At 62.4% G+C, this 12403-nt stretch carries 12 protein-coding genes; 1 reads left to right on the top strand and 11 read right to left on the bottom strand.

The genetic code is table 11. The features are described 5' to 3' along the window. Positions 1-8 precede the first annotated feature (8 nt). The 6 genes from hemH to KU884_RS17985 form a co-directional block, all read right to left on the bottom strand. Complete coding sequence (gene hemH / locus KU884_RS18010) at positions 9-1109, bottom strand: ferrochelatase (protein ID WP_167783909.1); 1101 nt, start codon at positions 1107-1109, stop codon at positions 9-11. Between the two features lie 246 nt (positions 1110-1355). Further along, positions 1356-2024: a PhoU domain-containing protein gene (locus KU884_RS18005; RefSeq protein ID WP_167783908.1), complete on the bottom strand. Its 669-nt coding sequence runs from the start codon at positions 2022-2024 to the stop codon at positions 1356-1358. A 19-nt stretch (positions 2025-2043) separates the two neighbouring features. Further along, complete coding sequence (locus KU884_RS18000) at positions 2044-3255, bottom strand: Na/Pi cotransporter family protein (protein ID WP_217351392.1); 1212 nt, start codon at positions 3253-3255, stop codon at positions 2044-2046. A gap of 97 nt (positions 3256-3352) precedes the next feature. Continuing rightward, positions 3353-3595: a hypothetical protein gene (locus KU884_RS17995; protein WP_167783907.1), complete on the bottom strand. Its 243-nt coding sequence runs from the start codon at positions 3593-3595 to the stop codon at positions 3353-3355. Between the two features lie 2 nt (positions 3596-3597). Continuing rightward, positions 3598-4965 (bottom strand): TrpB-like pyridoxal phosphate-dependent enzyme, encoded by a 1368-nt coding sequence (locus KU884_RS17990; protein ID WP_167783906.1) that lies wholly within the window; start codon positions 4963-4965, stop codon positions 3598-3600. Between the two features lie 18 nt (positions 4966-4983). After that, positions 4984-5904 (bottom strand): GGDEF domain-containing protein, encoded by a 921-nt coding sequence (locus KU884_RS17985; protein WP_167783905.1) that lies wholly within the window; start codon positions 5902-5904, stop codon positions 4984-4986. Positions 5905-6053: 149 nt separating this feature from the next. Here KU884_RS17985 and KU884_RS17980 point away from each other — a divergent pair, with 149 nt between their 5' ends. Then, on the top strand, positions 6054-7502 hold the full coding sequence (locus KU884_RS17980; RefSeq protein ID WP_167783904.1) for an HDOD domain-containing protein: 1449 nt from the start codon (positions 6054-6056) through the stop codon (positions 7500-7502). A 2-nt stretch (positions 7503-7504) separates the two neighbouring features. Here the strand turns inward: KU884_RS17980 and KU884_RS17975 are convergent, their stop codons facing one another. From KU884_RS17975 to KU884_RS17955, 5 genes are all read right to left on the bottom strand, one after another. Further along, a complete protein-coding gene (locus KU884_RS17975; protein ID WP_167783903.1) occupies positions 7505-7912 on the bottom strand; it encodes a PGPGW domain-containing protein in 408 nt (135 codons plus the stop codon). 70 nt (positions 7913-7982) lie between these two features. Continuing rightward, positions 7983-8327 carry a hypothetical protein gene (locus KU884_RS17970; protein ID WP_254432115.1) on the bottom strand — a complete coding sequence of 115 codons (345 nt, stop codon included), beginning with the start codon at positions 8325-8327 and terminating at the stop codon, positions 7983-7985. A 573-nt stretch (positions 8328-8900) separates the two neighbouring features. After that, complete coding sequence (locus KU884_RS17965) at positions 8901-9902, bottom strand: class I SAM-dependent methyltransferase (RefSeq protein ID WP_167783901.1); 1002 nt, start codon at positions 9900-9902, stop codon at positions 8901-8903. Between the two features lie 1647 nt (positions 9903-11549). Then, on the bottom strand, positions 11550-11954 hold the full coding sequence (locus tag KU884_RS17960) for a single-stranded DNA-binding protein (RefSeq protein ID WP_167783900.1): 405 nt from the start codon (positions 11952-11954) through the stop codon (positions 11550-11552). Beyond that, positions 11951-12373 (bottom strand): ProQ/FinO family protein, encoded by a 423-nt coding sequence (locus KU884_RS17955; RefSeq protein WP_167783899.1) that lies wholly within the window; start codon positions 12371-12373, stop codon positions 11951-11953. Before KU884_RS17955 ends, KU884_RS17960 begins: the two co-directional genes overlap by 4 nt. Positions 12374-12403 lie beyond the last annotated feature (30 nt).

Below are 12403 nucleotides of genomic sequence, written 5' to 3'. Positions count from 1 at the left end.
GACGTTGATCACACTTCGGAGCCCAGCGCCTTGGCCCGTTCCATGGTTGCGTCCGGGTCGCGCAGTCCCCGGGGCGGACCGCCCGCCTCCGGCCAGCCCTGGACGTGCTCCATGAGCAGCTCGGTGAGCATGTCCAGGTGGTCACTCCGGTCGTTCAGGCAGCGGATGTAGCGTAGTTCCTCGCCGCCGTTTTCCTCGAAGTACTCGGCGTTTTCGCCCTCGATCTCCTCCAGCGTCTCCAGGCAGTCGGCCGAGAAACCGGCACAGATGACGTCAAGGGTCTTCATGCCGCCCTTGGCGAAGTCGATCACTGTCTCGTCGGTGTAGGGCTTGAGCCACTCCTCGTTGCCGAACCGGGACTGGAACGAGACCATCCACCTGTCGTCGGGCAGCTCCAGCTCCTCCGCCACCAGGCGGGCGGTTTTGTGGCACTGGCAGTGGTACGGGTCGCCATCCAGCAGGTAACGTTTGGGCGTGCCGTGGAAGGTGAACAGCAGCTTCTCGCCCATGCCGTGCTGCTCCCAGTGCTCGCGGATGCTGTTGGCAAGGCAGCGGATGTAGCGCGCGTCGTCGTGGTATTGGCCGATGAAACGCAGTTCCGGGATCCAGCGCCACTGCTTGAGTTCGTCGGCGAGCGCGTCGAAGGTGGATGCGGTGGTGCTGCCCGAGTACTGCGGGTACAGCGGTAATACCACCAGCCTCTCGGCGCCGGCATCCCGCAGCGTCTGGAGTGCCTCGGCCATGGAAGGGCTGCCGTAGCGCATGCCCAGCTCCACCGCGACTGGTCCTTCCAGCCGTTGCGCCAGACGTTCGCCGATGCCCTTGGTCTGTGCCCTGCCGGTGATCAGCAGTGGAGACCCGTCGTCTGTCCACACCTCGCGATAGGCGGCTGCGGACTTCTTTGGCCGCGTCCGCAGGACGATGCCGTGCAGAATCGCCCGCCAGTAGAGCCGCGGCAGTTCGATCACCCGGGGGTCGCTCAGGAACTGCGCCAGGTAACGGCGCAGTGACGGGGTATCCGGCGCATCCGGCGTGCCCAGGTTGGCAACCAGCACGCCGAGTCGGGGGGTGTCATCGTGTCGGAAACCTTGTTTGGCGGTGTAGCGCATGGGTCGCTCCCGTGGGTGTGGCGCTCTGGCATGCGGCCGTCGGTCGGAGTGAGAGGTGACGCCGGGTAGAGGGGGAAACCCGGCGGCAACCAGAACGGCCAGTGGATGGATACGGTAAAGGGTCTCGATGCTATCGGCAAACCTGATGGCGTGGGTCTATCGGCGCCCTCAACGGAATCAATCGAGCCGCGCCATGCCCCGGCGCCGCGAAGGCGCTGGACTGCAACAAACCCGGGTCGCAGGACACTAGTCCTCGTCGTAGAAGTCCAGGTCTTCCAGCTGGCCAAGCACTGCCGTGGCGATATTCGCCAGATGGGCTGCGACGCGCTTGTAGTGGCGGGCGAGCAGGGAGTAGGCGACGGCCTCGTGGAACTCGATCTCGTTCTCGTCGGCGAACAGCTCCTGGATCACCCAGTCGCACTGCTGGCGGATGGTCCGCACCTTGGCGATGGCGTCCCGGGCCTTGGATTCATCCGAGGAGTGGCAGGCGTGGGAGACCAGGCGGAACATCTCGATGGTGTGATCCGCCACCTGGTCCAGCGGCTCCTGGTACTTCGGCACATGGAAGCCCTGGGTGTAGAACTGGCCTACCTCGAAGACGTTCTTGCAGTAATCACCGATGCGCTCGGCGTCTTTGGCCACGCTCATCAGCGCCAGGCTGATGGCCACGTCGTAGCCGGGATTGACGGTGAGGTGGCGCAGGATCTTGCGCCGGATGGAGCGTTCCAGCTCATTGATGGCGCGGTCCCGCGAGTAGATGCTGTCGCGCACGTCTTTCGCCGGCACCGAGTTGTGCAGGACGTTGTTGGCGCGGATGAACATCCACGACGCGTGGTCGAGCATTTCGGTGAGCTCGGAGAAGGCCTGATCCAGGCTGTTGTCCGATGTCAGCGCCGTATATAGCTGTCGAAACATTCCGTGACCCCTCGGGGCATTATCCGTGGATTATATACAGTTCCACCAGCGCAATGCCGGCAACCGGTATGACAAAGAATATCAGGCCCAGGAACAGGAAGGCGTACCTGGGTGATTCCGCGGCCAGGTTGCCGTACCACATGGCCATGCCGGTGGGGATGCGGCGCAGCGGATACCAGATGGCGCTGCCGATGATGTTGAAGCACACATGGAACAACGCCACGGTCATGGCCGCTGATACCGGGTTCGCAGTGGCCGCGAGAATGCTGGTGACGGTGGTTCCCAGATTGGCGCCGATCATGAACGGCAGCACGCGGATCATGGGCACCACCCCGGCGCCGGCCAGCGGTACCATCAGGCTGCTGGTGATGGTGCTGGACTGCACCATCACCGTCGAGAACACTCCGACCAGGTAGGCCCGCAGATCTGTGCGGAAGAAGTAGGTGCGGAACAGGCCGTCCATGCGGCGCAGCAGCGCGCCACGGAGGTTGTGCACCATGAACACCAGGGCGACGAACATCAGCAGCAGCCCCAGGCCCGCCATGAGCAGCCCATGGGCCATGGTGGTGGGCATGACCAGGCCAGTGAGCCAGTCGAACAGGTTCACCATGGGCCGGGTGATCACCTTGATCGGGCTGTTGGGGTTGGCCACTTCCTCCATGCCGATCCAGTCGCTCAGCGTGTTGGCGAGCCGCGTGATCAGCCCCCTGCCTTGCTCGTGGAACAGGCTGGAGATCCACTCCAGCGGGAATAGCAGGGCCACCGTGAGCAGGTTGAAGAAGTCATGCAGCAGTGCGGCGGTGAACGAGCGCCGGAAGTTGCTGCGGATGCGGATGTTGGCCAGCGAGACGATCACCCCGGTGACCGAGGTGCCGATGTTGGCGCCCATGATGGCGTACACGGCGGTGCCCAGCGGCATGTCGCCGCCGGCGACCAGCGTGACGATCAGTGCCGTGGTGAAGGACGAACTCTGCACCAGCACCGTGACCAGTACGGCTCCCATGAGCGCAATGAAGGGATTCTCGCCGTAGGCGAACATCCGCTCCATGAAATCGGTCTGGTCCCCGAAAACGCCGAGACCGCCGCTCATGATGTTCAGCGCGGACAGGAACAGGTAGAGGCACAGGCCGGCGTACAGGCCCCGCATCCAGGCAGGCGCCTCGGGGGATTGCCGGGCGCGGGACAGAGCGGAATCGAGAGGGTCGGATAGTGACGAGTCGGGGTGGGCCATGCGTGGTCGAGCACCCTTGTACGTGAGCCGCCGCAAGCGTGCCCGAAACGGGTGCGCGTTACAAGCCCGTGACGATTACGTGAACCTTTGAAGACAATCAGATGGAGCGATCGTCGATCAACCGCTCCAGGGCGCGTTGTCGGGCCTCCTTGCGGGACAGCGGCTCACTGGTCCGGGAGTGCTCCAGATCCTCAAGGCGCCGCGCCTGCTCACGGTCACCGGAGCAGGCGCGGGTGAGGGCGTCGTTGTGCTCGTCGATCACGCGGCCGCTGCGCTGGCGCAGCCAGAAGACCACGCCACCAACGGCCAGGATCGCAGCGATGACCAGTAATTCAGCCATGATCAGCCACTGTTGACCGACGGCAGGCCGGAGAGCGCCATGGCGACTTCATCCTCGGCGTACTCCAGGTCCTTCAGGTTGCCGGCCAGATAGTCGGTGTAGGCCTGCATGTCGAAATTGCCGTGGCCGCAGAGGTTGAACAGGATGACCTTGCTTTCCCCGCTCTCACGACAGCGGATGGCCTCGTCCAGCGTGGCCTTGACGGCATGATTGGCCTCCGGTGCCGGGATGATGCCCTCTGCGCGGGCGAATTCCAGGCCTGCGGCGAAACACTCCAGCTGGTTGTAGGAGCGCGGGTTGATGTAGCCCAGGTGCGCCAGATGGCTGATCTGTGGTGCCATGCCGTGGTAGCGCAGACCGCCGGCGTGGAAGCCCGGTGGCACGAACCCCGATCCCAGCGTGTGCATCTTGGTCAGCGGTGTGAGATGGCCGGTATCGCCGAAGTCGTAGGCGAACTTGCCCTTGGTCAGCGTCGGGCAGGCCGAAGGCTCCACGGCGATGATCTCGCGTTGGCGGCCGCCGCGCAGGTGTTCACCGATGAACGGGAAGGCGATGCCGGCGAAGTTGCTGCCACCGCCGGTGCACCCGATGATCATGTCCGGATCGTCGCCGGCCATGGCCAGCTGCTCCTTTGCCTCCAGGCCGGTGACCGTCTGGTGCAGCAGGACGTGGTTGAGCACGCTGCCCAGGGCGTAGCGGGTGTCGTCCCGCTGGGCGGCCATCTCCACCGCCTCGCTGATGGCGATCCCGAGGCTGCCGGTGCTGTCGGGGTGCTCCGCAAGGACGTCGCGGCCCGCCTGGGTGGTGTCGCTGGGGCTGGCGATGCAGGTCGCGCCGAAGCTCTCCATTAACGCGCGCCGATAGGGCTTCTGCTGGAAGCTCACCTTGACCATGTACACGGCAATCTCCAGACCGAACATGGCGCCGGCCAGGGCCAGCGACGAACCCCACTGGCCCGCGCCGGTCTCGGTGGTGATGCGCTTCACCCCCGCCTGCTTGTTGTAGAAGGCCTGCGCGACGGCCGTGTTGGGCTTGTGGCTGCCGGTGGGGCTCACGCCCTCGTACTTGTAATAGATGCGTGCCGGCGTCCCCAGGGCCTGTTCCAGGCGGCGTGCGCGGTACAGCGGTGCCGGGCGCCACTGGCGGTAGACATCCCGCACCGGACCGGGAATCTCGATCTCCCGCTCGGTGCTCATCTCCTGTTCGATCACGCCGTAGGGGAATAGCGGTGCCAGATCGTCCGCCGTCACCGGCTGCTGGGTGCCCGGGTGGAGCACCGGCGCCATGGGCTCCGGCAGGTCGGCATTGATGTTGTACCAGTGGCGCGGGATGCGCGTTTCATCCAGGAGGAATTTGACTGTGTCCGACATGGCTCTCCGCCTTTGGGGCTATTGCTGGTTATTGGTCTCCGGCGCGCCGCGATCCCAACCATCACCTCCGGCCCGCTTCGCCCGGTACATGGACGCGTCCGCGTGGGCGAGGAGGGTGTCGGTGTCGGCGCCGTCACCGGGATAATGGCTGATTCCGATGCTGATGGCCATGCGCAGCTGGTTGCCCTCATGTTTCAGCGGACGGGTAAATGCCTGGTGGATGGTTTCGCAGACACGCTCCGCGTCCGCGGGATTATCCAGATTCTCCAGCAGGACCACGAACTCGTCCCCGCTCATGCGGGCGACGGTGTCTTCCTCCCGTGTTGCTTTGCGAAGCCGGGAGGCCGCCTCCCGTAGCACGGCGTCACCCACAGCGTGTCCGTAGGAGTCATTGATCTCCTTGAGGTTGTCCAGGTCAGCGAAGAGGATCGCCAGTTTTCTGCCGTGGCGGTGAGCTCGCCCCAGAGCACTCTCGAGGCGATCCTGTAACAGAACACGGTTGGGGAGTTCGGTGAGCGCGTCATGGCCCACAAGGAATTCGACACGCCGCTCATGCCGCTTGTAGTCCGCGAGATCGGTCACGAAATCGACGAAATAGGTGTCTTCCGGCGTCTTTCCCTCGATTCGGGTGACGTTGACGAATAACGGCGAGATCTGGCCGTCGCGGCGGCGACGCCACATTTCCCCTTCCCAGTAGCCCTGGTGCATGAGGGTCGCGTAGATGGCCTCATAGAACGCGCTGTCGTGGTGTCCGCTCCGAAAAATGGTCATCGGCTGCCCCCGGAGTTCCTCCAGCGGGTAGCCCGTGATGCGGGTAAAGGCCTCGTTGACCCAATAGATCCGGTGCCGGTAATCGCTGAGCAGCACGCCCTCCGAGGTGTGCTGCAGGATTCTCTCGGCGACTCCCGGTGGAAGCAGCGGGTCGCTTGCCTGAATCATTACGGGTGCCTGCCCTCATCGGATGCCGTGATACCACCAGGATAAACAGCGTAACACCGCTGTTGCTGTGGTGGTGGCCCGTGCCTTCTGTCGGCCACGGGTGTGAATCAGGTCCGGTCGCCCCGCTCTTGGCTCCATACAATACGGCCATGGCACGCACCACCGAAATATCGAGTACTGAAGCACTGGAGCGCTGGCTGGCACGGCTGGACAACGAGGATCTGCCGATCCTCAACCGGACCGTGCAGCGACTGTGCGAAATCGCCGCCGATACCGACGCCTCCACCCAGGAACTGGCCACGGTGGTCCTGCAGGACGCGGCGCTGACGTCCGGCGTGCTGCGCACGGCTAACAGCGCCCTGTTCAACCGCACCGGCCAGGAGATCAGCACCATCAGCCGCTCAGTGGTGCTGCTGGGGTTCGACACCGTGCGCACCATCGGTATATCGCTGTCGGTGATCGATACCCTGCTGCGCGGCTCCACGCGGGAGCGCCTGCTGCGGATCATGCGGGAGTCCGTGTTCGCCGCGACCCAGGCGCGATTGCTGGCACGGGAGCAGGGCATGGCCGGGACCGAGCAGGTCTTTGTTGCCGCCCTGCTGCTGCGCCTTGGCGAAATGGCCTTCTGGTGCTTCTGCGATGAGGCGGAGGCGCGCGCCATGGAGCAGGGGCTGGCGCGCGAGGATCAGCCCTCGGCGTTGCTGGAGCGCGAGGTGCTGGGGTTCCGGCTGCAGGAGCTATCCGGTTACCTGGCACGCTCCTGGCGCCTCGGAGATCTCATCGAGCACACCCTGCAGTCCCGCCGCGATGTCGCCAAGGGGCAGGTTGGCTGCATTCGTCTTGGGCATCGTATCGAGGCCGGTGTTCGCCAGCACGGCTGGCAGTCGAATGCGGTTGCGGATCTGGTCAAGGTGGTGGTGGACCAATGCGGCGTCACCACGGCGCGCGTGCGTTCTCTTCTGGGGCAGGCCCGCGAGGAGAGCGTACGCATCGCCGAGGCCTTTGGCATTCCGGAGGCTGCCGCGGCGCCGGCAACTGCCGCCGCGTCTGCGGAGGATGAGGCGGCGGTTCGGGTCCATCGTCCCGCCCCGGTGCTCCAGCTCAAGATCCTGCGGGAGCTCTCCGTAGCGATGCGCGAGCGCCCCAGCACCCACACCGTGCTGGAGATGATTCTGGAAGGTCTGCACCGCGGCGTCGGTATGGACCGCACCCTCATCGCCATCTACAACCAGGAACGGACGGCGCTCAAGGTGCGTTACGCGGTGGGGGACCAGGTGGATGCTGTGGCAGAGACTCTGGGAGGTGATCTCGCCGGCGCGGATATGGCCGTCGTGCGCGCCGCACTGCATGGCCAGAGCGTGCTGCAATTGATGAACCTGGGCACCGAAGAACAGGCACGGTATCACGCAGAACTGTTCCAGCGCCGCATCGGTGGCCTGGATGCAGTGCTGGCGCCCCTGGTGATCCGCAAGCGGGAGATCGGCGTCATCTACACCGACCGCATTCCCAGCCGGCGTCTGCTGGATGGCGAAGCGGTGCAGAGCGTGCTGCACTTCTCCGATCAGGCGAATCTCGCGCTGGAGCACATCACAGCGTAGGTTCAGAACTCCAGCGGCGGCCGCCCCCGGCGCCTGCGCAGCCAATTGATGGGCTCCAGCACCGCCGGGCGCGTCACGATCCACCGTTCCAGGCGGTATTTGCCCGGAAAGTTGAGCAGCGTCAGCCCCACCAGAATGGTCAGGATGCCCTGGCCAGGGAGTACCAGCATGGCGATACCGGCCAGGACCAGGACCAGCCCCACCGTGTTCTTGATCACCAGAATCACAGCCCCTACCACTGGGTGACGCCGGCCGACCACGCGCTCATCGCGGTGACGGTGAGCGAAGTAGGTGGCGGGCAGGCGCACCACGACCCATGGCACGATGAACACACCGGCCACCAGCATGAGCATCGACGCTGCCGCCATCCACCAGAACAGGTTTTGATACTCGAGAAAGAGATCGAGCATCGGCGACTTCCTCCGGAGTCAGCAAGATCCCAGTATACCGAATCAGGCCAGGCATCCCGCTCAAGCGCCCTTACAGATGCTCGATGCGCCGCATGAACAATGGCGAGAAATAACGCAGGTTGGCGGGTGCATGGGAGACGATTCCCGAGATTACGATCACCAGGATGAACAGGTCGGCCCGGGTGCCTGCGAGCGCCATGACAGCGAGCAGGATCAGTTTCGCGAATACCGCCAGACCGCGGATCTGGATGAGCCAGATGCCGTTTCCCCATACTTGCAGAGCGGCCATGGCCGCGCCGCTGACGACGGTCAGCCACAGGAACGGCATCCATTGCGAGGGATCCGCACCCCATAGAAAGCCGCCGCCGATCCCCGCCGTGCCGATGAGGTGGAGAGTGCGCAGACCGGTCTCCACCCAGCGTTTTCCGGGAAACGTGCGGGATTCGAGGGGGAATACTCGTCGGTAAAGCGTCATCGGTCCGGTGATGCCATCGCAGCGCCTGGTGCGCCCGCACACCATACAAGGCCGTCACCGCGGAGTCATGATCGCGGATGGGCGAAACCGGTCGGGTAGGGGGGCAGCGAGGGTGGTGGGCCCGGCTGCCCTCACATTAAGTTTATAAGCCACTGAATTAGAGTAATAAATGGTGAAGGTGGCTTTCCCGATCCCCTAAAAAATACCCCTGAATGTCCGGTGCGTCGCCTTCAAACCATGCGAAAGGGGGTCAGTATGCACACGTTCAGCGAATGGGCCGAACACTACGGCTACCAAGATAGGGAATACGCTAGGGCAGATTACCGCCATTACCAGGAGGCGTTGGAAATGCTACAGGCAATGTTTACGGAGAAAAATCAAACTGACCGCAGTGCTCTGCCATCAAACAGAGGGTGAAGCCTTGGGTGCTTTGTAGCCTTTCAATGCCCACCGTCTCTAGGACGACGGCCCACTCTGCTAGAGTGGGCCGTCGTTGTGAGTGTAACCCTGCGGTTAGCCTTTTCTTGCTTCCACGAGAAGTTTTCGGAAAGCATACGGCCTAGAAGGCCACAAGAGCTTCTTGGCGGACTCCGGTTTGTATGTTGGATCTTCGCTCCCCTTCTTCGCAACTACCCAAGCGACTTCAAGCTCTTGCTTACCGTAAGTGCCGAATTCCGTCTGCCCATCAATTATAATGTATCCATTATGATTGAGTAATGAGCCTAGGCTGTCGTATGTGAAGAAATTAATATGAGTGACCGGATCGCCTTCAAGGCGTAAGCCACCGAGCATATCAATTGGAATCTCGGCGTAGAGCACGCCATCGTCTTTGAGGTGTCGATGTAGACCGGCAACAAGCTCGCCCGGTTCAGCAACATGTTCTAGTACATGACTCAGAACGATTGCAGAATACGTACCCTCGAGGCTACTTATGTCGTCAGCAATCTTATTGACCCCCGGCAACTGTTTCTCTGAGTAGTCCGCCAAGTAGCAGCTTCTACCGTGCTCCAAAAAAGCGTGCATGAGTTTTCCGTTTCCGCCACCGTAGTCGAGAACGGCGCCATCAGGCATGTGCGAGGAAAGCTTTTGATACAGGACGTACGAGCGATCCCTGTCCATTTTTATAATTTTCTGGTCACCGAGGTCTTGACCACCGATGCTCGGATTGTATTCCTTTAGCCGATTATATTTCGCGGCAACATCTTCTGTCGTAGGTCGAGGCGCATAACACACGAATCCGCAGGATTCACAGAGAACGGATGTTAATGTTTCATCTCCTTTCCATGTATCCCTATAGATCTCTTGACGGATTCGCTCTCCCCTGCTTAAGAATCTTCTTTTTATTTTTTTGGTTGCTGGTCGCGCCAGGAAAAGAATACGTGCCGCAATCATGCCGAGCTCGACCTTACGTCTTCTCGCTGAGAACGTCGGGGAATCGCGCACCGATAAGTCATAGCTTTCGATTTCTGCCCATTCATGGCGCCGGCAAACCGGGCACTCGAACCGATTTTTCATTCTGTTTATCTCCTGCGGAAAAGACACCATCTCATCAGCATGCAAAAACCCTACAAGAAAATATAATTACCCAAGAAACAATGCTTTGGCTTCTTTGTCGACTTGGCCAGAAAGCCTTGTGTGTTAAATTTTCCGACAAGCTACAAGCATGAGCTTCACACTACTGGTCACTTAGACGATCACCCCATTGGCCTCACGTTATCACGTCTAATTGGCGCACCCATGGCCACAAACCGAGTTTTCCCGCTCGATAAAAAAGGGCGGGTCCTTTGACGCCTTGCCAAGCGTTGCGGGGTATTCGAGGGCAGTCCCACCGCCATTCACGACAACGCCACGCGGCCGGTTCGGCTTCCGCCATCGCGTGAACACCTGCCCGCGTCTGGTGCAGCCTCCCGGGGATATCGGAACCGGGGGCACACTCGGGTCCTCTCCGCGTCTGATGGCGTGCGGGTGCTTCGAGGGCCGTTATCGCCCTAGCCACAGAACGCCGGCAGGGCGTTTCTGTTTCCTGTGGGGTTTTCGGCGCAGTACGCGCACGGGCGAAGCGTCGTCATCCCAACAAAAACCAACACCTCAGCCGCAATCGCCGGAAGCTCAGGAAAAAAACCCCGGGAGACCGGGGCAAGTAAGGCGAACCATGAGAAGTACCTTTGCGTCTGGTAACAACGCACCTTCAGGTTAGGCCCGTGCCGGCATCGCGTCGGTGCGGGAAATCACGTTCCGGCAGGGGTGGTCAAAAGTATGACCGCGATGCCCCGGAAACCGTTGGAGGGAGTCAATCTTCGATGTCTCCAAAATAACTTTCCGAGTTGGTGCCGGCTGTACGGGGGTAGGGGCGTGGCGAAGTCGCCAGCTTCGCGCCCATGAGACCGGCGTGAGGGTCGCGCTTTGCTTTCTTACGAGAAAAAAGGTTCGCTGAGTGAAAAACGATTACTCTCCCCTGCGGGCCCTGGCCCCCGGATGATTGCCAGCATTGGCACCAATGGGCGTGGCCAAAGTCCGTGGGCTGGCGGTAATGGTTACGGCTGAACAGCCGCAAGTGGTCGGTGCCGGGGTGATGGCTTGGGGTCCCTCTCGCGCTCCAGGGTTTGGGGTTGCTTCAAGGGGCGGTCTTTGCCCGTTTCTGACGACGGGAAACGGGGTCCCTTCTTCCCGCTGCCGAAAATTTCTCAGGGCTAAACTGGTGGGACCGTTGAGGGGAGGCACGCACATAGTTAGTTCGGTTTTAGGTTTCTTCAGGTTTTGGCCCTCTTTTAGGGCAATAAACCGCCGCGAACCATGGTGGCGACGCACTCCCGGGCCAGCGCCGTGACGCCAGGGGCCCAACTGTTAGGGCCTCTCGTTTTTGCTCAGTAGGCGGCATCCGGCCCGTTGCCGGAATACACGCCACGGATTCCGCGCTGCCTGCACGAATCGGCGTTGGGTGCCCTTCGGCAGCCCCAGCCGCTCGCAGTAGTCTTCCCACTGTTACGCCCGCGCTGGCGTGGCGCTTCGCCGTGCGCAGCCGTTCCGTTGCCGCGGCTATCTCCACCACGGCGTGGCGGGCGTCATGCGCTGCCCGCTCGCCTGGCGTCATCAGGTCCGGTAGCTTAATGGTTTCGGTCAATGGTGCACCCTGTTGAGAATTGTTGAAGCCGGCACCGCCCGCTAGATGGGTAATTCGTCGTCAAAATCCGGTGCCTGGTAGAGTTCCCGGGCCTGTTCCAGTCCCTCGCCATTAGCGGGCGCTTTGCGTTTCTTGCCTCCGGGGCGAACCGTGCGGGCGCTCACCAGTGAATCCGCGATGACCTGGAGTTGTTGCCGGTCCTCACCATCGCGGCCCTTCCACTCCTGCCGCTGGAGCCGCCCGGCCACGCTCAGCCGGTCGCCTTTGGAATGGCTGGCCAGTTGCTCGGCTTGTTTGCGGAATGCGACCAGCCCGAACCATTCAGCCTCGCCGCCTTCGGCGACTTCCACCGCCAGTGACGCCACGGTCATGGGCTTACCCGTTTTTGTCTCCAGGGCCCGGGGCTCATTGCCCAGCCGTCCCCATGCCGCAAGTTGCGCTGTCATTGCTTCGCCCCCTTTTTCAGAGTCAGAAACGGCCGCTTGGCGCCGCTCTTTGCCTTGGCGGCCTTCTCTGCCTTCCACCTCCGGCGAAACTCCGCCAGTTGATGAGCGGCCTTTTCGGCTTGCTTGGCGGTTACCGCACCCCCTGGCGTGCCGTCGAGGTTGTACCGGGTTGCCCCGGTGGTCAGGGCCTCCAGATAGGCAGGGTGGCGCGTCCACTTCCGCAACGCCCCTTGTATGGCCCATGACGGCGGGCCGTCTTCGGCCTTCGCCGCGTCGTGTGCTTGCTGGTGGCCGCCGATGGCAATGGGGACGCCCCCTTTGCCGCCGAACACGGCCGGGAACTGCTCCGCCAGCCACTCGCGGGCGCGTGCGATTTCCGCCGCCTTGCGCTGTCGTTTGCTTAGGGTCTGTTCAGTCATACGTCCCCCTGAATTGCCAGCCGTCCGCCC

This window comes from Aquisalimonas sp. 2447 (assembly GCF_012044895.1).
Classification (GTDB): domain Bacteria; phylum Pseudomonadota; class Gammaproteobacteria; order Nitrococcales; family Aquisalimonadaceae; genus Aquisalimonas.
Note: the sequence above shows the minus strand (reverse complement) of the source record. Positions and strands in the feature narration are given on the sequence as shown.